Below are 26,504 nucleotides of genomic sequence, written 5' to 3'. Positions count from 1 at the left end.
CCGAGCCCATGCGCCTCGGATCCAGAGCCCCGCCGAAGCGCAAGCCGCCCGAACCCCAAGCGGCGGCCGCCGGACCGGAGTCCGACGACCGCCGCGCGTGGCCCGCCGGCGCCCGGCGTCGGCCCTGTCTCAGGACGTCAGCGCCGACCCCGCCGGGGTCCGGCCCGGATCCGGCCCGGACCCGGGCGCGCCGGGCGGGCCGGTCCGGTTTCAGCGCCGGGTCACGGCATCGCCGCCAGGTGCGGGGCGACGGTGTTCACGAAACTCCAGCCGTTGCTGGCGTCCCAGTTGATCGACCACGTCATCGCGCCGCGGATGCTCGGCCACTTGGTCGGCGGGACGTACGAGCCGCAGTTCGTCCCGGCCGCCAGGCAGTCCAGCGAGTTGTTCACCACCGACGGCGAGACGTAGCCGGCGCCGGCGCCGCTCGAGGCCGGCAGGCCCAGGCCCACCTGGTCCGGACGCAGCCCGTTCTGCAGCTGGATGCAGGCCAGCTCGGTGATGAAGTTCTCCGTGCCCTCGGCGTAGACGCCCTGGTCGCAGCCGTTCATCGTGCCGGAGTTGTAGTACTGCATGTTGACGATCGTGAGGATGTTCTTGATGTTCAGCGCCAGCTGGAAGTACGCCATGCCGGTGGACTGCATGTCGATCGTCTGCGGGGCCATCGTGATGATCAGGCTCGAGCCGACCTTGCTCGACAGCGACTGCAGCGCCTGCGCCATGTACGTGGCGTTGACGCCGTTCTCCAGGTCGATGTCGACGCCGTCGAACCCGTAGCTCTGCATGATCCCGTAGACGCTGTTGGCGAAGTTGTTCGCGGACGTCGAGTCGGCGACGCTGATCGCGCCGTTCTGCCCGCCGACCGAGATGATCACCTTCTGGCCGCGCGAGTGCAGCGTCGCGATGTCCGCCTTGAACTGCGCGTCGGTGTACCCGCCGAGCGCCGAGGACAGCCCGGAGTCGACGCTGAACGTCACGCCGCCGGAGTTGCTCGGGTCGGCGTTCGCGAAGGCCACCGCGACCAGGTTGTAGCCGGCCGGCACGGCCGCCAGGCTCAGCGGCTGCGCGGCGTTCACGAAGTCGTGCCAGTAGCCGGTCAGCACGTGTTTGGGCAGCGAGCCGCCGCCGTTGCCGGAGCCGGCCGTCGTCGCGCTGACCGCCGAGGACTTCGCGGACTCACCGGCGGAGTTGGTCGCCGAGACCGCGTAGCTGTAGGTGGTGGAGGCGCTCAGGCCGGAGTCGGTGTACGACGTGCCGGACACACTCGCGACCTTCGAACCGCTGCGATACACGTTGTACCCGGTGGCGCCGCTGGACGCACTCCACGACAACGACACCGAACTCGACGTCGTCCCACTCACCGACAAACCGGTCGGGGTCGGCGGGACCGAGGGACCGCCTCCGGTCGTGGTCCCCGTGACAGCCCCGGACTGCGCCGACTCCCCTGCAGAGTTGGTCGCGGAAACCGTGTAGCTGTAACTGGTCGAGGCGCTCAGGCCGGAGTCGGTGTACGACGTGCCCGACACGCTCGCGACCTTCGAACCGCCGCGGTACACGTTGTACCCGGTCGCACCGCTGGACGCACTCCACGACAACGACACCGAACTCGACGTCGTCCCGCTCACCGACAGACCGGTCGGCACGGGGGGCACCTGAGTCTGGCCACCCGGTCCGACCAGCGAGACGTCGTCGGCGTAGTACGTGCCCTGCGCGTACCAGCCGTGCAGGTAGATCTGGACGCTCGTGGTCGAGGCGCCGGTGGTGAAGCTGGTGCTCAGCTGCTGGTAGGAGCCCGCGGACGGGGTCCACGTCGAGCTGTAGTTGGTGGCGCCGAGGTAGACGTAGGCGCCCTGGACGTAGGCCGACAGCGTGTAGGCCGAGTTCGGCTGCACGGCCACCGTCTGCGTGCACTGCGCGTCGTCGGAGTTGTTGGCGGCTCCGGCCAGCGCGTGGCTGCCGCTGTGGACGGGCGAGGACACGACACTGCCGGTACCGGCGTCACACGTCCACGGGCTCAGGCTTCCGGTCTCGAAGCCTGAGTTCACCACCAGGTTGCTGTCGGCCCGGGCGCGGGACGCGCTCAGGGCGACGGACATCGTGGCGGCTATCAGGACTGCGGCCAGCATGGCCGCGAACGCACGGAGGCGCGTTCTTGCACAGGTCAAAGCACACCTCTCACGGGGAAGACTCCTGGATCTTGTGGGGGTAGTGGTCTACACCACAGGGGCTGTGTTCAAAATGGTGTAGACCAGACGGGGTGTCAAGAGTCTGAACGCCCAGCGATTCCTAAGGGAATGCAAAGGTTCGCCACGGCTCGGCGAGAAGCCTGCCTGGTTCCGTGGTCCCGCGACGGCAGGAGCCGTCGAGGACCTGGAACCGGAAGGAACTCCCATGACGTTTCGCAGAAGGCTGATCCCGGTCGCCGCGCTCGTGGTCGCGATCGGCGCTTCGGCGGCCGGTGCGGCCACGGCCGCGGAGACCGGTAATGGCAGCTCGGCCAAGGCGCAGAAGGGGGCGGGCTGCAAGGTCGAGCTCGACAGCAAGACCTTCAAGAAGGAGATCGCGGCCAAGGTCGCCGGCAAGGGCCAGATCGTGACCAAGGGCGGGAGCGGTGACGCTCTGGCCGCTTGCAAGAAGAAGGTCGCGACGGTCGGCCTGGACCCGGTCGCCGCGAAGCTCGGAGTGTCGAAGGACGCATTGGTGCTGGCGCTGAAGCAGACCGAGCGGTGGGTGGCCGGCTCCGCGACGAAGCCCCCGGTGGCGCAGTTCGAGGAGCACCTGGCCGGCCTGCTGCACGTGCCGGTTTCCAAGGTGACTTCGGTGTTCGGCAGCTTCACGCACGCCGCGGTGAAGCCGGGCGCGTGACCCTCTCAGCACGGTCTCAGCCCACGAAGCCAGACTGCCGACCATGCGCATCCTGGTAGTGGACGACGACCCGGCCGTCCGCCGCGCGCTGGAACACGCGCTGCGGCGTGACGGTTATCAGGTCGCCCTGGCCGCCTCCGGCACCGAAGCCCTCAGCGAGCACGCGGAGAACCCGCCGGACGCGCTGGTCCTGGACGTCATGATGCCCGAGCCGAACGGGCTGGAGATCTGCCGGCGGCTGCGCGAGGTCGGCGACGGCACGCCGATCCTGCTGCTCACGGCCCGGGACCTGATCGACGACCGGGTCGCGGGGCTGGACGCCGGGGCCGACGACTACCTCGTGAAACCCTTCGCCCTGGCCGAATTGCGGGCCCGTCTCAGGGCTCTGCTGCGCCGGACCACCGCGACCGCCGCCGCCGCGACCGAGCACCTCGCGTTCGGCGACATCGTCCTGGACACCGCGGCCTGCCGCGCCACCCGCGCCGGGCGGAACCTCGCGCTGACCCGGACGGAGCTGGCGCTGCTGGAGATGTTCCTGCGCAACCCGCGACGGGTCCTGAGCCGGACGCAGATCTTCGAGACGGTCTGGGGCTACGACTTCGGGCCGGACTCGAACGCGCTGTGGGTGAGTATCAGCTGTCTGCGATCCAAGCTGGAGGCCGACGGCGCGCCGCGGGTGATCCAGACGGTGCGCAGCCTGGGGTATGTGCTGCGGGAGGACCCGTGAACCTGCGGACGCGGGTCGCGATCGGCGGCGGGGTGACGGTGGTCGCGGCGGTGGCGCTGGTCGGGGCGATCGAGTACCCGGCGATCGGCGCCGGGCTGCGCTCCAACGCTGATGCCGACCTGGTCGCCACCGCCGCCGGTGCGCCGAGCACGTACGGGAAGCTGCTGGCCGTCGCGAACGCCAAGGAGAGGTTCGGGATCGGCGGCGTGAATACGAGTTCGAAGATCGAGGTCGGCAAGGGCTTCATGGAGCTGGTCAATACCCTGCTTCCCGTGGTGGCAGGCAAGGGCACGCCGGTCGACGAGCGCGACAAGTCGGTGGCTGCGGGCAACACGCCGGCGTACTTCACCGATGTGCGCAACCAGGGCGTGTTGTATCGCCTCTACACCGCGGAGCTGCCGGGGCATCCGGGCGTACTGGTCCGTGCCGCGACGCCGGAGTCGGACCCGACCGGGACGCTGAACCGGCTGACGTGGTTGCTGGTGCTGCTGATCCCGGCGGCCGGGCTGCTCGCCGCGGTCGGCGCGCGCCTGTTGGCCGCGCGGGTGCTCAGTCCTGTGGCGCGGCTGACGGCGGCGGCCGAGCACATCGCCGCCACCGGGGATCTGTCGGCGCCGATCGCGGTCGCCGGGCGGGACGGGGACGAGGTGGCGCGGTTGGGGGTGGCGTTCAACGCCATGACCGCGGCTCTGGACGGGTCGGTCGGGGCGCAGCGGCGGTTGGTGGCGGACGCTTCGCACGAGTTGCGGACGCCGTTGACGTCGTTGGTGACGAATCTGGAGTTGTTGGCGGAGCGGCCGGATGATCCGCAGGCGCCGGCGTTGATCGGCGAGGCGTTGTATCAGGCGCTGGCGTTGGCGGAGTTGACGAGCGATCTGGTGGATCTGGCGCGGTTCGGGGAGGTGCCGGCGCGGAGTGAGGTGGTGCGGCTGGATCTGCTGTGCGCGGATTTGGCGGCGCGGCGTGGGGCGGAGGTGGATGCGGGGAACGTGGCGGTGGTGGTACGGGGGGATCCGGCGGCTTTGGAGCGGGCGGTCGGGAATCTGGTCGACAATGCTTTGAAGTTCGGGACGCGGGCTGTGGTGACGGTTCGGATGTCGGCGGGGGCTGCTGGTTTAGCGGCGTCGGCGGCGTCGGCGGCGTCGGCGGCGTGGGTGGTCGTCGAGGTCGCCGACGACGGTCCCGGGATCCCGGAGGCCGACGTGCCGTACGTCTTCGACCGCTTCCACCGCTCGCCGGACGCGCGGGCGCTGCCGGGGTCAGGGCTGGGGCTGGCGATCGCGAAGCAGGTCGCGGAGGCGCACGGCGGCCGGATCGAGGCCGTGCCGCGGCCGGTCGGGGCGTTGCTGCGGATCACTCTCCCGGTCGCAGCAGCACCGTGAACGGCACGCCGATGCGGCGCCAGGCCTCGGCGGCCTCCTCCCAGACCTCCAGGGCGATGCTGTAGGCGTCCAGGTCGGCGAAGGCGAAGGTGTTGCTGTCCTCGACGACGGTCAGGATCCCGCCGCCGCTGCCGGGCTCCGGCGGGGGCAGCCACTGCAGGTCGGCGAGGCAGTCTGCCAGGGCGTCCCAGTTGTGGCCGAAGTAGGCGGGGAAGCGATAGGAGCGTTCGCACTCTTCCAGGAACTGCGCCTTGTCGCGGACGCGGGAGCAGTCCACGAAGACGCAGCGCCAGGCGATCTCCTCGGCCTCGGCGCGGATGGCAGCGGCGGGGCGGTCGGAGTTCCAGACGTGGACCCCGGGACCGAACTCGCCGAGGACGTGGGCCAACGCGGTCATGTCGCACCACCTCGCAGCACCCAGAGGAAGGACTTGTAGTGGTCCGGGGTGTAGTAGAGCTCGCCGTTGCGGCCGAGGATGAGCCGGCGCGCGCCGCGATCGGCGGCCCCGGGCGTGGCGACGGTGTACTCGCGGTAGTAGCCGCTGGGTTCGGACGGAAGCTGGCGCTCGCGGTTCTGGAACGTGACGCCGTCCTGGCGGTACTGGAACGTGCCGCCGTCGTCGATGCGCTTGATGACGTCGCGCGCCTCGGCAGGAAGGCTCGCCTCGGCGATCGAGGCCATGCCGGCCGGCTTGGCCGCCGCCGAACTCGAGCCCGCCTTCGAACTCGAACCCTTGCTCGACGAACTGCCGCACCCCGCCAGCCCGAGCGCCGCCACGATCAGGAGCGCGAGCAGGGCCACGAGCGGCGTGGTGCGGCGGGGCGACGCGGACGGGGTCACGGTCGGAGCCTAACTCACGGTGATCATCAGGGCACGCGGTCGGGGGTGGGCCAGCGCAGCCCTGCCGCGCTGGCCCCAGCAAGCTACCCCCGAAGCATCCCGCTCAACTCCGCCGCAGCAGCCCGCGGGTCCTCCGCCTCCGTCAGCGCACGCACCACCACGATGCGGCGCGCGCCGGCGGCCAGTACCTCGGGGAGGTTGCCGGTGTCGATGCCGCCGATGGCGAACCAGGGTCGGGCGCCTTCCGGGGCCAGGCGTGCCGCGTACTCGACCAGGCTGAGGCCGGGGGCGGGGCGGCCGGGTTTGGTCGGGGTCGGCCAGACCGGGCCGGTGCAGAAGTAGTCCACTCCCGGTGCGGCGGCGGCCGCCTCGACTTCGGCTTCGGCGTGGCAGGAGCGGCCGATGATCGGCTCGTTGCCGATGATGCGGCGGGCGATCGGGACCGGGAGGTCATCCTGGCCGAGGTGCAGGATGTCGGCACCGGTGGCGTGGGCGATGTCCGCGCGGTCGTTGACCGCCAGGAGCTTGCCGTGGCGCTTGCACGCGTCGGCGAAGACTTCCAGGGCGGTCAGCTCCTCGCGTGCCTCCATGCCCTTCTGGCGCAGCTGGACGATGTCCACGCCGCCGGCTAGCACGGCGTCCAGGAACTCCGGCAGGTCGCCCTGCTTCTCGCGGGCGTCGCAGCACAGGTAGAGCCGTGCGTCGGAGAGCTTGTCCCGCAGTTCGGTCGCGTGGTCCCGCGGTTCGGTTCCGGCCGCAGGGCTCACAGCTCAGCCTGCGCGCGCCGCCGCACCTCGGTGCCGCGGTTCTCGCGCAGGGCGTCGACCGGGGTGCCGGGCAGCGAGTCGTCGGGGGTGAACAGCCAGCGCAGGGCTTCCTCGTCGGTGAACTTCGCGTCCCTGAGCAGGGTCAGGGTGCCGGTGAGGCCCTTGACCGTGTGGTCGTCGACGATGAAGCCCGCCGGCACGTGCAGGGCGTTGTTCTCGCCGCGGCGGACGGCGATCAGCTGGTTGTCGCGCAGCAGCTGGCGGATGCGGGTCACCTGGACGCCGAAGCGCTCGGCGATGTCCGGCAGCGTGAGCCATTGCCCCACGAGCGCGTCGAGGGCGGGGTCGATCGAGTCGCGGTGGGCCTCGGCGTTCATGGTCCCAACTGCGGTGTTCTTCTCATTCACGCCCACAAGCATGCCAGCTTCTCTAGAGAACCGCCGACGTTAACGCCGCCCCGGCATCGGCCACCCGGGCGGCGTCCAGCACCGCTCCGGCCGTCACCAGGCGGCGGCCCTGCGCCAGATCGCGGGGGCGGCCGACGGCCAGCACCGCGGTGAGCCGGGCGTGCGGGTCCAGCCAGCACACCGACCAGGTCGGTGCGGCCAGGTCGCCGCGCAGCACCATGCGGTCGGCGGAGGTGTGGTGCCCGACGTACTGCACCATCCGTCCGAACTGCTCGCTCCAGAAGTACGGCACCGGGTCGTACACGGCCGCGCCGACGCCTTCCAGCACGTTCGGCACCAGCGCCTGGGGCCCGCGCAGCGCGTTGTCCCAGTGCTCGACCCGGATGTGCCGCCCGCCGTAGCGCACGCTGCGGTACGCCGCGACGTCCCCGACCGCGAACACGCCGGGCACGTTCGTCTCCAGGTGCTCGGAGACCAGCAGCGAGCCGTCCTTGGCGCGGTGGAACGCCTCGCCGAGCCAGCGGGTGTCCGGCCGCGCCCCGACCGCCACCAGCGTGTGGTCGGCGCCCGGCGGCGGTCCGGTGACCGGGTCCGAGCACTTCAGCTCGGCGCCGGCCTGTGCGTACCAGCCGGCCATGGCCTCGCCGACGGCTGCCGGGAACACCAGGGCCAGCGGCCGTTCGCGCGCCTCGTGGATCACGACCTCGGTCCCGGCGTTGCGCGCCGCGGTAGCCACCTCGGCGCCGATCCACCCGGCGCCGACGATGGCGATCCGCTTGCCGCCGGTGATGCGCTCGCGCAGCCGCAGCGAGTCCTCGTAGGTCCGCAGCGTCTCGCCGAAGCCGAGCTGGATCGGCGTCGAGCCGGTGGCCACGATCAGCCGGTCGTAGCGCAGCTCCACGCCGGTGCCGGTGGTGACCACGCCCGGCGCCCAGCCGACGGCGCGCTCGCCGAAGCGGCACTCCACGCCGGAGTCGGCGAAGTCGAACGCGAAGGCGAGCTCCTCGACCTTCTCGACCGTGCCGCGGCCGTTGCCGGCCAGCACGGCTTTGGACAGCGGCGGCCGGTCGTAGGGCGCGTGCTGCTCCTCGCCCAGAAACGTGACCGCGCCCGGGAAACCCTTTTCGCGCAGAGACCGCACGGTGTGCAGTCCCGCCATGCCGCCGCCGACGACCAGAACACGTTCCAGTTTCATCGTCCGCCACTGTATCCCGTGGAAATCCTGTATGGGCCATCATGGTCGCCGTGGCGAGCGAGGACTACCGGGACACCCCGATCGAACCCGACGACGAGGACGGGAGCGCCGACATAACGGCCGACGACAGCGGTCCGGACCGGGGCCGCTCCCCGCACGCGGTGCAGCGCGTGACCTGGGCGGAGTTGTTCTTCGACCTGGTCTTCGTGTTCGCGGTCACCCAGGTCGCGCACGCGGTGTACGTCGGTGCGGGCTGGGCGGACCTGGGCCGCTCGGTCCTGCTGTTCGTGCCGTTCTGGTGGGCCTGGGTCGGCTGCGCCATCCTGTTCAACGGCCTGGTGATCTCCGCGACCAGGCGGCACCTGATCCTGCTGGCGATCGCCGGCGGCGCGTTCGTCATGTGCATCTCGGTGCCGGACGCCTACGGCAACCGCGGCGTGCTGTTCGGCGCGGCGTACCTGGTGACCCGGATCCTGCTCGGGATCACGATGCAGGAGCGCGACGCCTTCCGGATCCGGCTCAACCCGTTCACCGTCGGGGTGCTGGCCGGTCTGGCCTGGACGCTGGCCGGCCTGCTGCCGGCCGACACCCGGCAGTGGGTGTGGCTGGCGATCGCGCTGGTGGAGCTGGCGGTCCCGATAGTGCTCGGGCACCGGCTGGACTACATGCAGTTCGACGCCTCGCACCTGCCGGAGCGGTTCGGGCTGTTCATCATCATCGCGCTCGGCGAGACGCTGGTCGGGATCGGGCAGGGCGGGACGCGCAACGCGCTGCACGGCGAGGAGGCGGTGACGCTGTTCGTGGCGTTCCTGTTGTCGTGCGGGCTGTGGTGGACGTACTTCCAGTACGGCGCCTCGGCGACCGAGCACGCGCTGAAGGTGGCGAAGGTCCCGGCGGTGCTGGTCCGGTCCTCGTTCTCCTACGGGCACATGCTGTTCGTGCTGGGCATCATCCTGGCCGCGGCCGGGATGTCGCAGGCGGTCGCCGATCCGCAGGCGCACCTGCACGGCGTGCACGCGCTGCTGCTCGGCAGCGGCGTCTCGCTGTACATCGCGACGTTCTGTTACACGCGGATCATGATGTTCGGTGGCGCTTCCTATACGCGTGTGGCGGCCTCGCTGTTGGCGATCGTGGTCACGGTCGCCTCCCCCGGCCTGCCGGCGATCGTGCCGCTGGCGCTGTTGGCCGCGCTGGTGATCGCCCTGAACGCCTTCGAGTTCTATTGGGTGAGTACCGGAAAACCGCTCATGCTGGTGAACGTCTGGCAGGGCGCGGCCGGACGGTGAAGGGACGAAGACGGTGAAGATCCGGTGTCGATCCGCTGCTCAACCGGCGTTCCGGGAGACGGGCCCCGCCGTACATCGGACGTCGGATCTAGACTGATGACCATGCCTGTGCCCGCCCGCTCCGACGTCCTGATCATCGGCGGCGGCCTGATCGGTCTGGCCACCGCGTGGCGGACCGCCGCCCGGGGGATCTCGGTGACGCTGTGCGATCCGGCGCCGGGGACGAACGCGTCGTTCGCCGCGGCCGGCATGCTCACGCCGGTCACCGAGCTGCACTACGGCGAGGAGACGCTGCTCGGCCTGAACCTGGCCTCGGCCAAGCGGTATCCGTCGTTCGTCGCCGAGCTGCGCGAGGCCTCCGGCGGTCTGGATCCCGGGTACACCGAGGCCGGGACACTGGCCGTGGCCTTCGACGCCGACGACCGCGAGGTGCTCTCCGAGCTGCACGTGTTCCAGCAGTCGCTGGGGCTGAAGGCCGAGTGGCTCAGCGGCCGGGAGGCGCGGCGGCTGGAGCCGATGCTGGCGCCGGGGGTGCGCGGCGGGCTGCTGGTCTCCGGGGACCACCAGGTCGACAACCGGATGCTGCTGGCCGCGCTGTTCGCGGCGCTGGAGCGGGATCCGAACGCGACGATCGTGCGCACGAAGGTCGCCGAGCTGACGGTGTCCGCGGCCGGGGACCGTGCGACCGGCGTGGTGCTGGAGGACGGCACCGCGCTGTCCGCAGACCAAGTAGTGCTGTCGGCCGGATGCTGGTCCGGGCAGATCGCCGGCATCCCGGCCGAGCTGCTGCCGCCGGTGCGTCCGGTCAAGGGGCAGATCCTGCGGCTGGCCGTGCCGGACGTCTTCAAGCCGTTCCTGTCCCGCACGGTGCGCTACGTCGTGCGCAACAACCACGCGTACCTCGTCCCGCGCGAACACGGCGAGCTGGTGCTCGGCGCCACGGTCGAGGAGCAGGACTACGACACCGCGGTCACCGCCGGCGGCGTCTACGAGCTGCTGCGCGACGCCCGCGAACTGGTCCCCGGCATCACCGAGCTGCCGCTGATCGAGAGCCGCGCGGCGCTGCGCCCCGGCACCCCCGACAACGCCCCGCTGATCGGCCCCACGGCGCTGCCAGGGCTGCTGTACGCCACCGGCCACTACCGGCACGGCGTGCTGCTCACCCCGGCCACCGCCGACGGGGTCGCGGAGATCCTGGCGACCGGGACCGTCCCGGAGGCGCTGGCCCCCTTCAGTCCCCAGAGGTTCGCCGTGCCCGGGATGCGTCCGGGACGCGTCCGGAGAAATGAGCGCTGAGCACATCATGCAGCTGTCAGTGAACGGCGAGCCCTCGCAGATCGCCGAGGGCACCACCGTCGCGGATCTGGTCGTCTCGCTGGTCGAGGCGGCGCGGGAGGGCAACCGCGGCGGGATCGCGGTCGCCGTCAACGAAACCGTCGTCCCCCGCGCGTCCTGGGACGGCACCCCGCTCAACGCCGGCGACCGGGTCGAGATCCTGACCGCCGTGCAAGGAGGCTGAAACCGCTGTGACCGCACTGCTGGACCCCACCGGAACCACCGCCGACAGCTTCGAACTGGCCGGGAAGACCTTCACCTCCCGGCTCATCATGGGCACCGGCGGCGCGCCCTCGCTGGAGGTGCTGGAGCAGGCGCTGCTGGCCTCCGGCACCGAGCTGACCACCGTGGCGCTGCGCCGCGTGTCGACGGCCACCCGCGGCTCGGTGCTGGACGTGCTGCGCCGCAACGACATCCAGGTCCTGCCGAACACCGCCGGCTGCTTCACCGCCGGCGAGGCGATCCTCACCGCCCGCCTGGCCCGCGAGGCCCTGGGCACCGACTGGGTCAAGGTCGAGGTGATCGCCGACGAGCACACCCTGCTGCCGGACCCGATCGAACTGGTCGCGGCCTGCGAGGCGCTGGTCGACGACGGCTTCACCGTCCTGCCGTACACCTCCGACGACCCGGTCCTGGCCAAACGCCTGGAGCAGCTGGGCTGCGCCGCGGTGATGCCGGCCGGCGCCCCGATCGGCTCGGGCCTGGGCGTGCGCAACCCGCACAACATCGAGCTGATGGTCGACGCGGTCTCGATCCCGGTGATCCTGGACGCCGGCATCGGCACCGCTTCGGACGCCACCCTGGCGATGGAGCTGGGCTGCTCGGCGGTCATGCTCGCCACCGCGGTCACCCGCGCACAGCACCCGGTGGCGATGGCCACGGCGATGCGGCACGCGATCGAGGCCGGACGGCTGGCGCGCGCCGCGGGCCGGATGCCCAAGCGCTACCACGCGCAGGCTTCGTCGACCATGGACGGCCGGGCCCACCTGCGGGACGAGGTTCCCGCGTTCGACTAGGACGTGTGAGGCGCGGCGGGCCTGTACCGGCGGCCTGCCGCGCCTTCGTGGATGTGCGTCAGTGCCTTCTGCGACGGCGGTGCTCTTTGTAGTCGCTGTCCCAATCATCCTCGGGGACCATGTCCATGACGTGATTCGCGGCGGAGTATCGCATCCGAGAGCGGATTTCTTGAGTCGTCGGGTAGTCGGAGCGGGTCCGTCGGGTGGCAGCGGAACTGTAGTCATGCAGATCCAGGGGATGTGAGTCGACCATCCTCCTGCCGTCCGGGCCACGGACTTCGTACCGCATTCTGTCGAAGACCTCGTGCCCCCTACCGCTGGAGCCGCTGCCGGTCAGGCCCGCGCCGGTCACCGTCACACCCAACATCGACGTGACTTCGGGCACCGAATCCTCAATCCTCTTGTGGTCGAGGTTCGTCGGATGCGAGCCGGGCGTGAGGTTGCTCTGCCGCTGCGTCTGGCCGTACAACCCGTCGCCGAGAGCGTAGGCGGCGCCGGTGTGCAGATGAGCCGCGGTACCGGACGGCGGCCTGCCCGCGCTTATCAGAATGTCCCTTGCGGAACTCCCCATCACAGTGTTCTGATCGATGGCCCTGCGACCGGGCGGGTTCTGGCGCATGGTGTCGCGGGTCACGATATTGGGGTCGTAGCGGTCGTAGTTGTCGTTGCCGTAATACGCGTCGCCGTAGCCCGGAGTGGATGCACGAGAGCTACCGCGGGAGGAACTGGGGGCTGGGACGTAGGAAGTGCTGGCCCGACGGTCCGCATAGTCACGGGAACGTTCACGGCGCCGACGCTCGTCCTCTTCCTCGCGCGGGCTCATGGAACGCCGCCGCTCCGAGTCGCGTGCGCGCTGAACGGTGGCCCGCTGGAGCGCCGTGTCGGTGGCGGCTCCCCCATCGGTCGCAGTGTCCTGCCCCGCGGACTGCCGGCCCCCGGCCTGCTGCCCCGCGACGGACGGAGCGACCTCGGCCCCCTGGGCGAACGCGTCGCCGTCGGTCGCGGCCTGGCGCTCACTGTCCTGGTTCGGGTCGGTCACCGTGACGGCGCCGTGGTTCGTGCCGGTCTCGCGGATCCCCCGGAGGTTCTTGTCGAGGTGCCCGATCTCGTGGCCGGCGGTGGCCGGGTCGTGCTCGGCGCCGTCGGCGAACAGGATGTGGGTGCCGACCGTCAGGGCCTTGGCACCGAACGCCGCGGCGGCGCGCTGGGCGAGCGGGCCGGTGTGGACGCGGCCCTGGGAGAGACGGTCGTTCTGGTAGAACGACTCCGCCTTCTTGAGCGTGCCGCTCTCGATCGGCCGGCTCGCGGAGGCCAGGGCGGCGGCGAGGGTGTCCGCCGGCGCCTCGGCGGTCTCGACGGCCGCGCGACGCTGGACCGCACCGTGCCCGCAGTCGGCACCGTGGACGTGCTCCTCCTGGGCGAGCATGCGGGACACGGCCTGGTTGCCGACGGCGCGCTGAAGCGCCAAGGCCGCGGCGGGGGTCATCGGCCCACGGGCCGCGGCCGCGGGGGACATCGCGGGGGACATCACGGAAGATCGCGGAGCCTTGGCCGCACCGCCGCCCGTTCCTCGCTTATTCTCAGGCAACTTCTCTGGTGTGTGCATGGATCCCGCCTTCGCAGGGGTACAGACGACATTCAATCCACCATTGTCAGCACGAGCGCTGCGATGCCGGGAGGCGGCTTCCGGACACGGATGACTGCCCGTAGGGGCAATCGGGGGCGGCCACACGCCGTTTCCCACCCGTCCACCGACGGTCCCACGTTCTAGACTCTGCTCCGTGGACAAGACTTTGGACGATTCGCTGGTCGGGCAGGTCCTCGACGAGCGCTACCGGGTCGACTCCCTGATTGCTCGCGGGGGCATGGCGACGGTCTACCTGGCCACCGACCGGCGGCTCGACCGCGTGGTCGCGCTCAAGGTCATGCATCCTGAGCTGGCGCGGCACGACGAGTTCGTGTCGCGCTTCATCCGGGAGGCGAAGACCGCCGCGCGCCTGACCCACCCCAACATCGTCGCGGTGTTCGACCAGAGTGCCGACGGCGGGCACGTGTACCTGGTCATGGAGTTCATCGACGGCCAGACGCTGCGCGAGCTGCTGTCCGACCGCGGCCGCTTCACCCCGCGCGAGGCGCTGGAGGTGCTGGCGCCGGTGCTGTCGGCGCTGGGCGCCGCGCACCGCGCCGGGATGGTGCACCGGGACGTGAAGCCGGAGAACGTGCTGATCGGCAAGGAGGGGACCTACGCGCACGCGGTGAAGGTCGCCGACTTCGGGCTGGCGCGCTCGGCGGCGGCCGGGGCGACGGTGTCGCTGGCCGGGATGATCGTCGGCACCGCCTCGTATCTGGCCCCCGAGCAGGTCAAGTCCGGGATCTGCGACGCCCGCTCGGACGTGTACTCGGCCGGCATCGTGCTCTACGAGATGCTCACCGGCGCCAAGCCGTTCGTCGCCGACTCCCCGATCCAGGTCGCCTACCGGCACGTCCACGACGAGGTGCCGGCCCCCTCGGCCGCCGTGCCCGGCCTGGACCCGGCGCTGGACGCGCTGGTCGCCCGGGCCACCGCCAAGGAGCCGGGCGAGCGGCCGGGCGACGCCAACGTCCTGCACGCCGAGGTGCTGCGCACCATCGGCAGCCTGCCGGACTCCGCGCTGGACTTCGGCGCGATCCCGGAGGACCAGGACCCGGACAACACCGCGACCGCGGAGTTCGCGGCCCTGGCCGGGCAGCGCCACACCGCGCGCACCCGGATGATGCCGGCGCCGGAGGCCACCCGCGCCGTGCCGCCGCCCCCGCCGCTGCCGACCAATCCGACGCGGGTGGACCATGCCGCCCGGGCCACCAAGCCCGGCGGCAAGCAGGTCTACAAGGCCCGCACCTCCCCGAACCAGCCGCGCCAGCTCGTCCCGGCCGACCAGCCCTGGCGGCCACGGCGTGGGCACTACGCGCTGGCCGTGATACTGGTGATCGCGGTGATCCTCGGGATCGTGGCGTGGTGGACCACCAGCGGGCAGTTCCGCTCGATGCCCTCGGTGATCCGGCAGCCCCAGGACGCCGCGCTGGCCGAGCTGACCCGCGACGGCCTGCACCCGGAGATCCTGAACGACTACAGCGACAGCGTGCCGTCCGGGCAGGTGATCACCTCCTCGCCGGATCCGTCCGGCAAGGTGAAGAAGGGCGGCGCGGTGAAGATCACGGTCTCCCGCGGCCCCAAGCCGGTCCTGGTGCCGGACCAGGCGGGTCAGACCCCTGATTCGGCCACACAGGCGCTGCGGTCCGCCGGCTTCCAGGTGGTGATCGCCCCGGACCAGGTCTTCTCCGACACCGTGGCCGGCGGTTCGGTGGTGTCGGTGAACCCCTCGTCCGCGCAGCCGGGGAGCACGGTGACGCTGACGCTGTCCAAGGGCGCCCAGACCTTCCCGGTCCCGGACGTGACCGGACTTTCGGAGGACGACGCCCGCGCAAAGCTGGCGGCCCAGGGCTTCACCAACGTAGAAGTCAACAAGTGGTTCTTCGGCAACACGATCCATTCACAGCAGCCTGAGGCGGGGACGTATGCACGGCACAAGGACCCCGTGGCGCTCTTCGAGAACCCGCTGTCCTGACCGGGAGCGCGCGGCGCGTCCGTGCGCCCCCGGCCCCGCCTGCGAGGACCGGATACTTCGGCGAATCGGCACGTTCACCGACGAGGGATGTCCATACTCGACAGTGGCCGTCCGGTGACGGAACGTCAGTGATGGTCAGCGGCGTTCCGCGCGGGTAAGAGGATGAGTGGACGCGGGCCGCGGCGGAGTCGGTGATGCCGACCCGGGAACCGCCGGACGGCACGCGGTGGGCAGGCAGCGAGAGGGTGGGAGCGAGCAGTGGATAGGACGGTGGCGGATCAAGCCGCCCCTCCCTTTTCCGGTACACCCGGCGCCCCGGAAGCGGGCGCGGTCGGAGCAGGGGGTGACAAGCGCACCCCTCGGCACGCCGCGCCGCCGCACGACTGGCACGACACCGCCGACTCGGTACGCCTGCGCCTGGCCCTGCTGAACCGGGCCAGCGAGGAGATCGGCACCACCCTGGACCTGGTGCGCACCGCCGAGGAACTGGTCGGCATCGCGATACCCGACTTCGCCGACACCACGTGGGTGCTGCTGCAGGAGCGGGTCGCCACGCACCACGAGATCCCGGCGCCGTTCAAGGACGGCGGCGCGCGGGTGCGCCGGCTGGCCCTGGGCGTCTCGGACAAGGACCCGCTGCCGGTGGAGTTCTGGTTGTCCACGCTGCCGATCGGCGAGACCGCGGTGTGCCCGCCGGCCTCCCCCTTCGCGCGCTGCATGGCCGAGCGGCGCTCGCTGTTCTTCCCGGTGGTCCCGGACGAGCTGGCCCTGCGCACCTCCGAGGACTTCGGACGGCCGGACTTCTACCAGGCGATAGCGGGGCGCTCCCTGCTTCTCAGCCCGTTGATGGCCCGCGGCCGGGTGCTGGGCCTGCTGGCGTTCAACCGCGACCCGGGGGCGCGCGCCGAGTTCTGCGGCCGGGACGTAGAGCTGGCGGACAACCTGGCGCGGCGCACGGCGCTGTGTATAGACAACGCGCGGCTGTACAACCTGGAGAAGTCGCAGGCGTTGACGTTGCAGAGTTCGCTGCTGCCCAAGCGCGTGCAGCCGCCGCCGGGGATGGAGGTCGCGCACCGGTACGTGCCGGGCAGCGACGTGGCGGAGGTCGGCGGCGACTGGTTCGACGTGATCCCGCTGGCCGGCGGCCGGGTGGCGCTGGTGGTCGGGGACGTGATGGGGCACGGGATGCAGGCCGCGACGGTGATGGGGCAGCTGCGCACCGCGGTGCGGACGCTGGCCCGGCTGGAGCTGCCGGTGACCGAGCTGATGGGGCACCTGGACGCGCTGCTGCCGGACATGGCCGACAGCTACCTGTTCGCCACGTGCATCATCGCGGTGCACGACCCGGAGGCGCGCACCTGCGAGATCGTGCGGGCCGGGCACGTGCCGCCGGTGATCGTGCACCCGGATCCGGCGGTGAAGCCGCGGATCGAGGACGTGCCGGCGAACCGGCCGCTGGGGCTGGGGTTCGTGTCGGACCCGTTCGAGTCCTGGACGCTGGACCTGCCGGAGGGCTCGCTGCTGGTGCTGTGCACGGACGGCCTGGTGGAGTCGAAGAACCGCGACATCGGAGACGGATTACATCTGTTGCTGGAGAACCTCGGCGATCCCGAAGCGGGTCTGGAAGAGATCTGCGACACCCTGACCCGGACGCTGGTGCTGGAGGGCGACCGCGACGACCTGGCGCTGCTGGTGGCGCGGATCGGGCGCGCGCCGTCGCGCTCGGCGTCGTGGGAGCTGCCGGCGGAGTCGTACGCGGTGCGCGAGGCGCGGCACTTCGTGCGGCAGCAGGCCGGCTCGTGGGGGCTGCCGGAGGACACCGTCGACACCGCGGAGCTGCTGGTCAGCGAGCTGGCGACGAACGCGGTGCGGCACGCGGCCGGGCCCGGGCCGATCGAGATCCGGCTGTCCTACGACGAGCGGCTGACGTGCGAGGTGGCCGACCAGGTCGGGGCGGAGCCGCGGCCGGCGGCGCTGCCGGACGATCTGGAGGAGAGCGGCCGGGGGCTGTTCCTGGTCAGCGAGCTGTCGGCGGACTGGGGGTCGCGGCGGACGTCGACGGGGAAGGTCGTTTGGTTCGCTTTGGAGGGGTTGGTTGTGGCGGCTTAGGTTCGCCGGGCTCAGGTCCGGGGCTCTGCCGTTTTCCTTGCCAGGGAAGGCTTTCCGGCCTCGTGTCTACCTCCGGGACGACACCGGACCTACACACCGCATTTCGCGAACAGTGCGTCGGCCTGCGCGCGGTCGAGCTCGCGGACGAGTTCCACGGAGGCCTGGAGCGCCTCGTGCACGACCCCGTACATGTTGGCCGGGTTCCAGTTGATCGACATGCCCTTCGGCTCGACCATCAGCAGCGGCAGGCCGTTGATCGTCGGCAGCTCGGAGGGCGAGGCCGAGCCGGGCATGAACAGCGTGCCGGGCAGGGCGAAGTTGAACCGCAGGTGGTCGTGCAGGTCCTGGTTCGCGAAGTCGTCCTCGGTGAGCTCGCGGTTGCGGGCGAAGCGGACCATCTCGGGGTCGACGGGTTCGGCGTCGAGGTAGCCGGGTCCGGCGTGCCGCAGGAGCGCGTCCTGGAGCAGGGCGTAGCAGTGGTAGAGGCGGTCGCGGACGCCGATCATGCGGAACTGGAAGGCGCGCCGGTTCTTGGCGTCGAGCACGAGCAGGTCGACGTCGTCGTGCAGGGTGAAGACCTCGCGCAGGAACCACGGGACCAGGCCGGCCTCTTCGAGATCGTCCAGGCGCGCCATCAGTTCCGGACGCGCGCGCCAGCGCTTGCGGGTGCCGACGGAGCGGCAGAGCATCGTCATGGTCGCCATGAACGTCAGCTGCCCGGCGGTGGTCACCATCTCGTCGCCGCGGTTGCGCTCGTCGGCGAGGGCGTCGAGCTGCTGGACGAACAGCTCCAGCGTGGCGTCGATGGCAGCGCCGGCGTCGGCTCCGCGCTCGACCAGAGTCCCGCACATGAGGGCCAGGACGGCGGTGTGGAACAGGTCCCCGCCCGGCATGAGGTTGCGCAGCGAGACGACGTTGGCGGTGAGTTCGGCGGGGTCCTGCGACGCCACGAGTTCGGACACCTCGACCCCGGCGTCCGGCGGGAGGAACAGGCCCTGGCCGTCGGCGAGCGCTTCGATCTCCTCGGCGGTGGTCCGCGCCCGAACGAATTCGGCCAACGCTTCCAGCACTGTGGAATCCCCCCACTTCGCATTCAGGTTCGAACGGAAACTGTACCAAGGTCCTGTGATCGGACCCCGTCTCGCCGACCGAATATAAATCCGCCATTCGGCAAAGTTATGAGAGGCTGGCGGGCGTGACCACCGAAGTCCCCGGCCCAGTCCCCGGCTCGATATCCGGCCCAGTCCCGGCCTCAGTCCCCGCCGCGCCTGCGTCGCCCGCCTCCGAGCCTGCGCTGAGCGTACCGCCGGCGCCGGGTTCGCCGTCGTCGTCATCGCTGTCCCCCGCGCACCAGTACGCGGCGACGCGCCGATCGGGCCTGCTGGCGACCGCCGGACTGGTGGCCACCACGGCGGTGTGGGGCTCGACGTTCCTGGTCGTGAAGGACGCCATCGCCTCGGTGCCGGTGCTGGACTTCCTGGGGCTGCGGTTCGCGCTGGCGTGCGCGGCGATGCTCGCGGTGCGGCCGCGGGCGCTGGCCGGGCTGGGGCGCAGCGGCTGGCGGCACGGCGTGCTGCTCGGGCTGGTGCTGGCGGCGGGGTACGCGGCGCAGACGTTCGGGCTGCGCACCGCGTCGGCGTCGGTGTCCGGGTTCATCACCGGACTGTTCGTGGTGTTCACGCCGCTGATCGGCGCGGTGCTGCTGCGGCGGCGCGTGCCGTCGGCGGTGTGGGTGGCGGTGGCGCTGGCGACGGTCGGACTCGGGCTGATCTCACTGCACGGCCTGTCGATAGGGCGCGGGGAGCTGCTGACGGTGGTCGGCGCATTCTTCTTCGCACTGCACATCGTGGGCCTGGGCGAGTGGTCGCACCGGCACGACGCGTACGCCCTGGCGGTGGTGCAGATCGGGACGGTCGCGGCGGTCTCGCTGCTGCTCGCGGTGATCGGCCACGGGAGCCGCGGCGGCCACGTGCTGACGCTGCCCCCGAACACCGCGGGCTGGGCCGCGGTCGCGGTGACGGCGCTGCTCGGCACGGCGGCGGGGTTCTTCCTGCAGACCTGGTCCCAGGCCCGGATGCCGGCCACGCGCGCCGCGGTGGTGCTGACGATGGAGCCGGTGTTCGCGGGCGTGACCGGGGTACTCGCCGGCGAGACGCTGGCGGTGCGCGGATGGATCGGGGCGGCGATGGTGCTCGCGGCGATGTACGCGGTGGAGTTGGGTCCGCGGCGGCGGTAGGCGGTAGAGCCAGAGCTGGTCAGCGACGGGCGGCCATGAGCTGCGGCAGCGCTAGGCAGCGAGGCGGGTGCCTGGCCGTGCTCGGCGCCGGCTAGTGCAGCGCGGCGTGCTCGGCCCGAGCGATCTCCGCGTCGTACTCCCCCGCGTCGAAGCGGAACTCGGGCAGCACCGGTGCCGGTCCGTTCAGATCCCGCCAGCCGCCCCACACCACCTGCTCGCCCTCGCGGCGGATGGTCACCGCCAGCGCACCGCAGCACTCGGGGGTGCAGTCGGCCTCGGCGAGGACCACTTCGCGCGGCTCGGCGTCCGCGCGCAGGCCGCCGTCGGGGCGCAGCAGGATCTCCGGCGGGAGCCCGGGGCCGGAGACGAATGACTCGCGGATTATGTCGCGGCCGTCGATCAGCGGCTGGACGGCCGCTTCGACGCCCCAGTGCTCCGACCCGCCGATCTCGATGCGGATGCTGCTCAGCCCCGTCGCCATGCCCTGATTCTGGCACTCCGCCGCGGTTGGCGCGCGGACAACGCAGGGTCCGAAATCCGCTGGCCCGCTGCGTGACCCCGAGGCCTGCGATGACGCCCTTAAGGGAAATCAGACCCTCAACGCCGTTGCGGCGACTGACGTATAAACGTCAGCCGCCGGTCACTGCCGAACACTCGCCGATCGGTCGCCGATCAGTTGTTGATCCCGCCCGGGTTGATGCCCGGACCGTCGGGGTCGTCGTCATCGTCGTCGCCGCCCTGCCCGACCGAGTCCACCTCGACCTCGAGCCCGAGCCGCTCGGCCAGCCAGCCGTTGAAGCCGATCGAGGCCTGCACCCAGTTCATGACGCTGGCGACGAAGTAGTCGACGTTCACGCCCTGCGGCACGACCATCTGCGACTCGCCGACCAGCCGCAGGATGCCTTCCTCGTTGGTGTGCGTGTACACCTTCGGCCACAGCGAGTCGCGGTTCCACTCGTCGATGACGTCGAGCAGTTCCTGCTTCTCCTCCAGCGGGTACGCGCGCTCGTAGAAGGCACGCACCGCGAACAGCTCCTTGTTCTCCCCACGGAACATCGCGTAGACACGGAAGCCCGGCCAGGAGGCGACGATGTCGCCCTCGTCGTCGGTGCCGTGCTTGATCCCGACCTGCTCGAACAGGTCACCGATCAGCTTGGCGTCGGGCTTGATGATCGGCGGCGGACCCTGCGGCGGCTCCTGCGGGCCGAAGTTCGGGATGGCTCCCGGATCGATGGTCATGCGTTGTCCTCAGCGGCAGATTCAGAAGTTGGCTGTTCCATCCTGTCATCACCCGGCAGCCAGGCTGTACTCCTGGCCGCACGCAACCGACGACGGCGCCGACGGGGCAGGCTCACGCCTCGTCCTCGGCGCCCAGTCCCGACCCCGCGAACAAGTACTCCACCAGCTTCGCCAGCGCCGGCAGGGCCGCCGCCACCGCGTCCTGCTCGGGCACCTCCAGCCGCTCCAGCGCGGCGCCGATCCGCCGCTGGTGCGCCGCCTGCCAGTCGGCCAGCTGGTCGCGGCCGGCCTCGGTCAGCTCCACCACCGCCACCCGGCGGTCGTCGGCGTGCGTGCCGCGCACCACCAGGCCCGCCGTCATCAGCTGCCCGATCAGCCCGCTGACCGTCGAGGTGGACAGCCGCTGGCGCGCCGCCAGGTCGCCGACCCGGGCCGGGGACCGGTCGCTGAGCGCCTGCATCAGCTCGATCTGCGCCATCGGCAGCGCCTCCCACGGGTACTCCGTGCGGATCGACGTGCGCAGCGCGCGCCGCAGCCGCGTCACCACGTCGGTGAGCTGCTGCGCGGTCGCGTCGCCGGGCGCGGGCGGCTCGTGCGACCGGGCCTGGGACGTCTGAGCCTGGAACGTCTGGGCCTCGAACTTCTGTGGCGTCGCGGGGGTCTCCGGCGTAGGCATGTCCAGACCTTAGAAGACGAAGGCCCGGTTGCGCCTGTGCCTCCGCACGGTTGAGACACAGTGTCGGCGCTCCGAATATTTCGGTGTCCGAAACTTTCGGGGTACGCTGTAAATCGTGAACGTCCTCCTCCGTGAGCGACCGCGCCCGGAACGCATACGCAACCTCCCCTCAGCCTGGCGACTGGCGGTCCTGACCGTCTGTTTCGGCGCCTTCATGGGCCAGCTCGACGCCTCGATCACCACGCTCGCCTACCCGGCCCTGCGCACCGGGTTCCACGCGTCGCTGTCCGCGGTCTCGTGGGTCTCCCTGTCCTATCTGCTGACGCTCACCCTGCTGCTGGTCCCGACCGGCCGTCTGTCGGACGCCCTGGGCCGCAAGCTGTTCTACGTCTACGGCTTCGGCGTCTTCACCGCCGCCTCCGCCGCCTGCGCCCTGGCCCCCAGCCTGGACACCCTCATCGCCTTCCGCGTGGTCCAGGCCCTGGGCGCGGCGATGCTCCAGGCCAACAGCATCGCCCTGATCTCCAACGCCGCCCCGCGCGAGAAGCTGCGCCAGGCCCTGGGCGTCCAGGCCGCGGCGCAGGCGCTCGGTCTGGGCCTGGGCCCCGCGGTCGGCGGCCTGCTGGTGGACACCCTCGGCTGGCGCTGGGTGTTCTGGGTGAACGTCCCGGTCGGCATCGTGGCCCTGGTCGGCGGCATCGTGATGCTCCCGCGCACCCGCGAGCGCACCCCCGGCCTCAAGCCCGATCTGGGCCCGCTGAAGCAGCACGACGTCCGCTGGGGCCTGCTCGGCGCAGCCGGCGGCTACCTCGTCCTGTTCGGGCCGCTGGTGCTGGTCCCGGTGATCATGGCCGCTCGGGGCAGCAGCGCGCTGTCCTCCGGCCTGGTGCTGACCACGCTGCCGGTCGGCTTCGCGGTCGGCGCCTCGTTCCTGAGGTGCCGGGCCGGGGTGGGGCTGGGCGTGGCCGTGGCGGCCCTGGCCGGGCTACTGGCGCTGCCGTTCGAGCCGGCGGTGCTGGTCCCGCTGCTCGGCGTCCTGGGGTTGGGTCTGGGCGCCTACGCCCCGGCGAACAACGCGCAGGTGATGGCCGCGGTCCCGCAGAGCGCCTCGGGTGTCGTCAGCGGTTTCCTCAGCACGGCTCGCAGCCTGGGGACGTCCGGCGGCATCTACCTGGTGACGACCGCTATAGCGTTCGCGCACCACGACAGTGGACTCGGATCACGCTATGCGTTCGGCGGCCTATTGGCCGTCTGCCTGCTCACCCTGGCCGTCTCGGTACGACAGGTGGACCCGGGCACGCACCCGGTCCCGGACGAACTCGTCGACCAGCCGCCAGCCCCACTCGGGCCGCAGATCGGGCCGCTTGTGTGGGGTGACGATCAGAAGCGCGTCGGAGACCTGGGCCAGTTGCCACGCCAGCAGCGGCAGGCGAGAGACGTCGGCCAGGTGCAGCGCGAAACTGCACACAGTCAGTGAGTAGTGGCGGCCGGCCAGAGCGCCTGCCGCGACGTCCTCGAAGCTCAACTCTTCGGCGGGGATCCCTATAGCGGCGCTGTATGCGGCCGTCGTATAGGGATCCGCTGCATCGATCTCCTTAGCGCCGATCTCAAGGAGTGCGCGCGTCGCCTCTCCGCTGCCGCACGCCAAGTCCAGCACGTGGCGCAGATCCAAGGAGTTCCGCTTCACACTCTCCTGGATGACGGCGCGTACGGCGGTCTCATGCGGGTTCCGGTAGTCGGCTCCGAACCGCCGGTAGTACTCCTCCGCACCGAACTCTTCGTACGCGCCGCGGATGGAGGACATACAGATCACGATAAGTCGCGCAGCTCCTTGGCCGCTCGTGCCACCTCCCCAAGCACGTGCGGAGTGAACTCGAAGACCGCCTGGTCTCCTTTGAACGGCACGTCCGGCGACCACGTGAAGCGCAGCTCGTAGCCGGACCGCTTGCGACCCCCCATCCGCGCCAGGGCCGCACAGACCTCTTTGGCGAGGGTCGGACGGGTCGCCCGGTAGCCGTTCACTATCGGGAAGTACGCCTGCGACTCGTGGTCCCCTATGGCCGCGCGGAAGGCCCCCAGGACGCCCTCGTACATCGTCCGGGTCACCTTGCGCTCGATCGGCTCCCCGATGTCCGGGGTGAGGACGGTCCGCACCGTGAGCACCGGCACGCCGGTGCGCGAGGACCCCACCTCGGCACCGCGCACGAAGTCCCAGGCGTGTTTGGCGTCCACGGCGCGCGCCGCGGCCAGCGCCAGATCGCGCAGGCCGGTCATCGCCGGCGCCAGATCGGCCAGCGAGAACTCGTTGAGGCGCACGTAGAGCACGTCCGCCCACTTGAGGTCCAGGTCGCCGAGGACCGAGTTCGCGTCCCGCTGTTCGGCGTTCGCGACGGTCTCCAGCAGGTCGGTCATCCGCAGCGGATAGTCGCGCAACCGCTGGTCCAGCGGCACCAGCACCTCGTACGGGTGCGGGTTCGCGACCCCGGGCGGCGGGTCGAGCTCCCAGATCTGGCCGCGTCCGTAGTCGCGGCCTCTGCGCCAGCCCGTTGCTGCCAAATAGCGGAGTACGTCATCCGGCCGGAGCCTTGCGGCCCGGCCGGATGCGGATGTGGGGGCGGTCATGACGTGAGCATCTCCCGGAACCCATCGCCGAACAGCCCGTGGAGGGCCCTGATAGTAAGCAGATTCTCACGCGGGACGCGCACTGTATACGTACTTGACCGGTTTCTTCCCGGCAACGGGAGCGCGTCGTGGAAACACGCCCAATACGCGGCGTGCCGGAGGATTAGCCGGTCCGTGGTGATGTCCGTCCACGCCGAGGAGGCGCGCGGCACGACCACCAGGAAGAGGAACCGGGGCACCAGGTAGTCACGCCCGGCGAGCCAGTTGAAGTTCTTCACTTCCAGCGGATAACGCCAGGCGACGTCGTTTCCGCGCGGATCGGACCAGGACTTCACCTGGGCGTCTATCAGGGGGAACCCGCGGCGTCCGTCCGCGGCGGGATAGCGTAGCGTCCAGTCCACTCCGACCCGGTCGCGGTCGGAGCGCAGGGCGTCGAGGTTGGCCGCGGCGGCCAGGGCTCTGATGAACGTCTCACCGAAGTCGCCCTGGTGCCCGGAGTCGCCGAGGCTCAGGGGGCGTCCGGCACCCCCGGTCTTGTTCTCGTTGGCCTGGAACCCTTGGTCGATGGTCCCCGTCATGGTTTCCCTTATACACGCTCTCATCGGGGTTATCGGGTCCTGATACAAGAGTAACCTGGACTATCCGTCACCGGTAGGTCACTTAGCGTTGACTCCGGGTGAACATCTAAGGTGATCCCCGTGAGCAGCAGTTTCGGGAAACGCTTCAGTGTCGTCTCGGTGGCGGTCGCGACGGTCGTGGTCGCCGTATCAGGGTGTTCGTCGAGTGGTACGGGCTCTGCCATGAGCACGACGCCCACGGGCAAGGGTCCGGGAGGGATTTCCCCGACGGGGGCTTCGAAATCGTCGGGGGTCGCGGCGTCTTCGGGCGGTTCGTCTTCGGGCGGTGCGTCTTCGGGCGGTGCGTCTTCGGGTGCTTCGTCCTCAACATCCTCAACGTCGGCGCCGACGACGCCGTCGGCCACCGCACCGTCCCACGTCCCGGTCGTGCCGGGCTCCTCGGCCGCCGGCCCGGTGACGAAGCTGCCCGGATACACCGACTCCGCGCCGGCCGGGGAGCCGCTGGCGTGGCACGCGGGCTCGCCCCGCGTCGAGGTCAGCGGAAACGCCGACGCGTTCGCGGCACGGTTCGACCCCGCGGCGGTGCGCTTCGAGCTGCACGCCGGCTCGCAGGTCCCCGGCGGGAACGGCTGGCCCGGCGGCAACGCCGCGAGCACGAGCGGGCTCCTCGCCGGGTGGAACGGGGGGTTCCTCATGGCCAACAACGCTTCCTGGGGTGGTTTCTACCTAGGCGGCCACACGGCCTTTGGGCCGTTGCGCACGTGGACGGCTTCGGAGGTCTTCTACAAGGACGGCTCGATGGACGTCCTGGCGTGGCCCGGCGGGCTGCCGAGCGCCGACGTGGTCGGCGTGCGCCAGAACCTGGCCCTGATGATCAACGACGGGAAGCTCGCGGCGGACCTCGACGACGGGACCGCGGCGGACGAGCGGACGTGGGGCTTCACCAACAACTCGGCGGACGTACACGGCAACCGCTCCGGGATCGGGGTGACGGTGGACGGGAAAGTGGTCTACGCGGCGGTGCACAACGCCTCGCCCTTGCAACTCGCGCAGTACCTCCAGCGGGCCGGCGCGGTGCGCGCCATGCAGTTGGACATCAACTTCACGCGACCGATCTTCGGGACCTACGCGGACGGACGCTGGACCGAACCGGCGCCGTGGCTCGGGCCGGCGGGACGCTTCACGTCTGGCAACGAGCGGGATTTCGTCACCGTTTATACGCGCTGAGTTCGTGGCTGCTTCGTTGTCGGTTTGTGGCTGGTGCGGAACTGCGATGGCCGCCAGGTGGCAGATGCCCGGTGAGGTGCGGGATTACTCCTCTTGAGGGATACCGGTGTGGTCAGAAGGCTGCGGCGGAGTCCATTTCGCGCTGCCAGGCTTCTGCCGCGGCGGGCGGCAGGTCGGGTGGCAGGTCCAGTGGCAGATCGGGCGGCAGGTCTTCGAAGGGTTCGAGCAGATTCGGCTTCCAGGTGCCCACGATCCGGCCGTCGGCGAGCATCGTCTGCGCGATCATGCCGCCGCCGGCGTTGACGCGCTTGGCGAAGGCGGGGGCGAGGATCAGGTCGCGGGAGCGGTGGCCGAGGAGGTAGGGGTCGAAGCGGGGTAGGAGACGGTGGGGG

27 protein-coding genes are annotated in these 26,504 nt (G+C 70.8%); 12 read left to right on the top strand and 15 right to left on the bottom strand.

Translation table 11 applies throughout. The annotated features are described in order from the left end of the window. Positions 1 to 221 precede the first annotated feature (221 nt). Positions 222 to 2,126: a glycoside hydrolase family 18 protein gene (locus tag GWK61_RS07885; RefSeq protein WP_228561916.1), complete on the bottom strand. Its 1,905-nt coding sequence runs from the start codon at positions 2,124 to 2,126 to the stop codon at positions 222 to 224. A gap of 265 nt (positions 2,127 to 2,391) precedes the next feature. Between GWK61_RS07885 and GWK61_RS07880 the strand changes: the two genes are divergently transcribed. Genes GWK61_RS07880 through GWK61_RS07870 form a run of 3 tightly spaced genes read left to right on the top strand, consistent with a single transcriptional unit; the run spans position 2,392 to position 4,974 of the window. Continuing rightward, positions 2,392 to 2,865: a hypothetical protein gene (locus GWK61_RS07880; protein ID WP_194906557.1), complete on the top strand. Its 474-nt coding sequence runs from the start codon at positions 2,392 to 2,394 to the stop codon at positions 2,863 to 2,865. A 43-nt stretch (positions 2,866 to 2,908) separates the two neighbouring features. Further along, positions 2,909 to 3,592: a response regulator transcription factor gene (locus GWK61_RS07875; RefSeq protein WP_194906556.1), complete on the top strand. Its 684-nt coding sequence runs from the start codon at positions 2,909 to 2,911 to the stop codon at positions 3,590 to 3,592. Then, a complete protein-coding gene (locus tag GWK61_RS07870) occupies positions 3,589 to 4,974 on the top strand; it encodes a HAMP domain-containing sensor histidine kinase (protein ID WP_194906554.1) in 1,386 nt (461 codons plus the stop codon). The genes GWK61_RS07875 and GWK61_RS07870 overlap by 4 nt, the downstream gene beginning before the upstream one ends. Here GWK61_RS07870 and GWK61_RS07865 read toward each other — a convergent pair. The 5 genes from GWK61_RS07865 to GWK61_RS07845 all read right to left on the bottom strand — a co-directional run bounded on the left by GWK61_RS07865 (position 4,946) and on the right by GWK61_RS07845 (position 8,183). Continuing rightward, positions 4,946 to 5,371, bottom strand: a complete 426-nt coding sequence (locus GWK61_RS07865) for a barstar family protein (RefSeq protein ID WP_194906551.1) — start codon at positions 5,369 to 5,371, stop codon at positions 4,946 to 4,948. The genes GWK61_RS07870 and GWK61_RS07865 overlap by 29 nt on opposite strands. Continuing rightward, the gene (locus GWK61_RS07860) at positions 5,368 to 5,814 is read right to left on the bottom strand and encodes a guanyl-specific ribonuclease (RefSeq protein ID WP_194906549.1); all 447 of its coding nucleotides are present in this window, start codon (positions 5,812 to 5,814) and stop codon (positions 5,368 to 5,370) included. The genes GWK61_RS07865 and GWK61_RS07860 overlap by 4 nt, the downstream gene beginning before the upstream one ends. Positions 5,815 to 5,897: 83 nt before the next feature. Continuing rightward, positions 5,898 to 6,581, bottom strand: coding sequence for a thiamine phosphate synthase (gene thiE, locus GWK61_RS07855; RefSeq protein ID WP_323747455.1), 684 nt, complete (start codon positions 6,579 to 6,581; stop codon positions 5,898 to 5,900). Beyond that, entirely contained in the window at positions 6,578 to 6,958 is a 381-nt protein-coding gene (locus GWK61_RS07850) for an Rv2175c family DNA-binding protein (protein WP_194906649.1), read from the bottom strand. Before GWK61_RS07850 ends, thiE begins: the two co-directional genes overlap by 4 nt. A 52-nt stretch (positions 6,959 to 7,010) precedes the next feature. Further along, positions 7,011 to 8,183, bottom strand: coding sequence for an NAD(P)/FAD-dependent oxidoreductase (locus tag GWK61_RS07845; RefSeq protein WP_194906548.1), 1,173 nt, complete (start codon positions 8,181 to 8,183; stop codon positions 7,011 to 7,013). A gap of 50 nt (positions 8,184 to 8,233) precedes the next feature. On the opposite strand from GWK61_RS07845, the gene GWK61_RS07840 reads away from it, so the two are divergent. From GWK61_RS07840 to GWK61_RS07825, 4 genes are all read left to right on the top strand, one after another. Further along, complete coding sequence (locus GWK61_RS07840) at positions 8,234 to 9,469, top strand: low temperature requirement protein A (protein ID WP_194906546.1); 1,236 nt, start codon at positions 8,234 to 8,236, stop codon at positions 9,467 to 9,469. 102 nt (positions 9,470 to 9,571) lie between these two features. Next, positions 9,572 to 10,765, top strand: coding sequence for a glycine oxidase ThiO (thiO, locus tag GWK61_RS07835; protein ID WP_228561914.1), 1,194 nt, complete (start codon positions 9,572 to 9,574; stop codon positions 10,763 to 10,765). Then, positions 10,755 to 10,988: a sulfur carrier protein ThiS gene (thiS, locus tag GWK61_RS07830; protein ID WP_228561913.1), complete on the top strand. Its 234-nt coding sequence runs from the start codon at positions 10,755 to 10,757 to the stop codon at positions 10,986 to 10,988. The genes thiO and thiS overlap by 11 nt, the downstream gene beginning before the upstream one ends. Positions 10,989 to 11,004: 16 nt before the next feature. Then, a complete protein-coding gene (locus tag GWK61_RS07825; RefSeq protein ID WP_228561930.1) occupies positions 11,005 to 11,820 on the top strand; it encodes a thiazole synthase in 816 nt (271 codons plus the stop codon). A 58-nt stretch (positions 11,821 to 11,878) separates the two neighbouring features. Here the strand turns inward: GWK61_RS07825 and GWK61_RS07820 are convergent, their stop codons facing one another. Then, positions 11,879 to 13,306 (bottom strand): eCIS core domain-containing protein, encoded by a 1,428-nt coding sequence (locus tag GWK61_RS07820; RefSeq protein WP_194906540.1) that lies wholly within the window; start codon positions 13,304 to 13,306, stop codon positions 11,879 to 11,881. A 295-nt stretch (positions 13,307 to 13,601) separates the two neighbouring features. Here GWK61_RS07820 and pknB point away from each other — a divergent pair, with 295 nt between their 5' ends. Both pknB and GWK61_RS59350 read left to right on the top strand, forming a co-directional pair. Next, positions 13,602 to 15,425, top strand: a complete 1,824-nt coding sequence (gene pknB, locus GWK61_RS07815) for a Stk1 family PASTA domain-containing Ser/Thr kinase (protein WP_194906538.1) — start codon at positions 13,602 to 13,604, stop codon at positions 15,423 to 15,425. Positions 15,426 to 15,695: 270 nt separating this feature from the next. Then, complete coding sequence (locus GWK61_RS59350; protein WP_194906537.1) at positions 15,696 to 17,534, top strand: ATP-binding SpoIIE family protein phosphatase; 1,839 nt, start codon at positions 15,696 to 15,698, stop codon at positions 17,532 to 17,534. An 89-nt stretch (positions 17,535 to 17,623) separates the two neighbouring features. Here the strand turns inward: GWK61_RS59350 and GWK61_RS07805 are convergent, their stop codons facing one another. Beyond that, complete coding sequence (locus tag GWK61_RS07805; protein ID WP_194906534.1) at positions 17,624 to 18,604, bottom strand: hypothetical protein; 981 nt, start codon at positions 18,602 to 18,604, stop codon at positions 17,624 to 17,626. Between the two features lie 125 nt (positions 18,605 to 18,729). Between GWK61_RS07805 and GWK61_RS07800 the strand changes: the two genes are divergently transcribed. Next, positions 18,730 to 19,770, top strand: a complete 1,041-nt coding sequence (locus GWK61_RS07800) for a DMT family transporter (protein ID WP_323747453.1) — start codon at positions 18,730 to 18,732, stop codon at positions 19,768 to 19,770. Between the two features lie 91 nt (positions 19,771 to 19,861). On the opposite strand, the gene GWK61_RS07795 is transcribed toward GWK61_RS07800, so the two are convergent. The 3 genes from GWK61_RS07795 to GWK61_RS07785 all read right to left on the bottom strand — a co-directional run bounded on the left by GWK61_RS07795 (position 19,862) and on the right by GWK61_RS07785 (position 21,685). Then, the gene (locus GWK61_RS07795; RefSeq protein WP_194906531.1) at positions 19,862 to 20,251 is read right to left on the bottom strand and encodes a hypothetical protein; all 390 of its coding nucleotides are present in this window, start codon (positions 20,249 to 20,251) and stop codon (positions 19,862 to 19,864) included. A gap of 191 nt (positions 20,252 to 20,442) precedes the next feature. Next, positions 20,443 to 21,009, bottom strand: coding sequence for a type III secretion system chaperone family protein (locus GWK61_RS07790; protein ID WP_194906529.1), 567 nt, complete (start codon positions 21,007 to 21,009; stop codon positions 20,443 to 20,445). A 112-nt stretch (positions 21,010 to 21,121) separates the two neighbouring features. Then, positions 21,122 to 21,685, bottom strand: coding sequence for a MarR family winged helix-turn-helix transcriptional regulator (locus tag GWK61_RS07785; protein ID WP_228561912.1), 564 nt, complete (start codon positions 21,683 to 21,685; stop codon positions 21,122 to 21,124). Positions 21,686 to 21,797: 112 nt separating this feature from the next. Between GWK61_RS07785 and GWK61_RS07780 the strand changes: the two genes are divergently transcribed. Next, entirely contained in the window at positions 21,798 to 23,162 is a 1,365-nt protein-coding gene (locus GWK61_RS07780; RefSeq protein ID WP_194906642.1) for an MFS transporter, read from the top strand. 332 nt (positions 23,163 to 23,494) lie between these two features. Here GWK61_RS07780 and GWK61_RS07775 read toward each other — a convergent pair whose 3' ends face one another. The 3 genes from GWK61_RS07775 to GWK61_RS59345 are packed head-to-tail and all read right to left on the bottom strand — an operon-like array spanning position 23,495 to position 25,289. Then, a complete protein-coding gene (locus GWK61_RS07775; RefSeq protein ID WP_194906527.1) occupies positions 23,495 to 24,307 on the bottom strand; it encodes a hypothetical protein in 813 nt (270 codons plus the stop codon). After that, complete coding sequence (locus GWK61_RS07770) at positions 24,304 to 24,885, bottom strand: DUF4365 domain-containing protein (protein WP_194906525.1); 582 nt, start codon at positions 24,883 to 24,885, stop codon at positions 24,304 to 24,306. The genes GWK61_RS07775 and GWK61_RS07770 overlap by 4 nt, the downstream gene beginning before the upstream one ends. A gap of 29 nt (positions 24,886 to 24,914) precedes the next feature. Beyond that, positions 24,915 to 25,289, bottom strand: a complete 375-nt coding sequence (locus tag GWK61_RS59345; protein ID WP_194906523.1) for a hypothetical protein — start codon at positions 25,287 to 25,289, stop codon at positions 24,915 to 24,917. A 22-nt stretch (positions 25,290 to 25,311) separates the two neighbouring features. On the opposite strand from GWK61_RS59345, the gene GWK61_RS07760 reads away from it, so the two are divergent. Then, a complete protein-coding gene (locus tag GWK61_RS07760; protein ID WP_194906520.1) occupies positions 25,312 to 26,112 on the top strand; it encodes a phosphodiester glycosidase family protein in 801 nt (266 codons plus the stop codon). A gap of 112 nt (positions 26,113 to 26,224) precedes the next feature. On the opposite strand, the gene GWK61_RS07755 is transcribed toward GWK61_RS07760, so the two are convergent. After that, positions 26,225 to 26,504: DNA glycosylase AlkZ-like family protein (locus tag GWK61_RS07755; protein WP_194906519.1), on the bottom strand; the 280-nt coding region annotated here is incomplete at its 5' end.

Origin of the sequence: Catenulispora rubra, assembly GCF_015356825.1 — a bacterium.
Taxonomy (GTDB): Bacteria; Actinomycetota; Actinomycetes; order Streptomycetales; family Catenulisporaceae; genus Catenulispora; species Catenulispora rubra.
This window is presented reverse-complemented; position numbering and strand designations above follow the sequence as displayed.

Bases quoted from the DNA above. Each gene is read 5' to 3' on its own strand.
- thiS (WP_228561913.1), top strand. From the start codon at position 10,755: ATGAGCGCTGAGCACATCATGCAGCTGTCAGTGAACGGCGAGCCCTCG.
- GWK61_RS07850 (WP_194906649.1), bottom strand. From the start codon at position 6,958: ATGAACGCCGAGGCCCACCGCGACTCGATCGACCCCGCCCTCGACGCG.
- GWK61_RS07770 (WP_194906525.1), bottom strand. From the start codon at position 24,885: ATGACGGGGACCATCGACCAAGGGTTCCAGGCCAACGAGAACAAGACC.
- GWK61_RS07880 (WP_194906557.1), top strand. From the start codon at position 2,392: ATGACGTTTCGCAGAAGGCTGATCCCGGTCGCCGCGCTCGTGGTCGCG.
- GWK61_RS07795 (WP_194906531.1), bottom strand. From the start codon at position 20,251: ATGGCGACGGGGCTGAGCAGCATCCGCATCGAGATCGGCGGGTCGGAG.
- GWK61_RS07775 (WP_194906527.1), bottom strand. From the start codon at position 24,307: ATGACCGCCCCCACATCCGCATCCGGCCGGGCCGCAAGGCTCCGGCCG.
- GWK61_RS07790 (WP_194906529.1), bottom strand. From the start codon at position 21,009: ATGACCATCGATCCGGGAGCCATCCCGAACTTCGGCCCGCAGGAGCCG.
- GWK61_RS07845 (WP_194906548.1), bottom strand. From the start codon at position 8,183: ATGAAACTGGAACGTGTTCTGGTCGTCGGCGGCGGCATGGCGGGACTG.
- GWK61_RS07785 (WP_228561912.1), bottom strand. From the start codon at position 21,685: ATGCCTACGCCGGAGACCCCCGCGACGCCACAGAAGTTCGAGGCCCAG.
- GWK61_RS07875 (WP_194906556.1), top strand. From the start codon at position 2,909: ATGCGCATCCTGGTAGTGGACGACGACCCGGCCGTCCGCCGCGCGCTG.
- GWK61_RS07885 (WP_228561916.1), bottom strand. From the start codon at position 2,126: ATGCTGGCCGCAGTCCTGATAGCCGCCACGATGTCCGTCGCCCTGAGC.
- GWK61_RS07820 (WP_194906540.1), bottom strand. From the start codon at position 13,306: ATGACCCCCGCCGCGGCCTTGGCGCTTCAGCGCGCCGTCGGCAACCAG.
- GWK61_RS07865 (WP_194906551.1), bottom strand. From the start codon at position 5,371: ATGACCGCGTTGGCCCACGTCCTCGGCGAGTTCGGTCCCGGGGTCCAC.
- thiO (WP_228561914.1), top strand. From the start codon at position 9,572: ATGCCTGTGCCCGCCCGCTCCGACGTCCTGATCATCGGCGGCGGCCTG.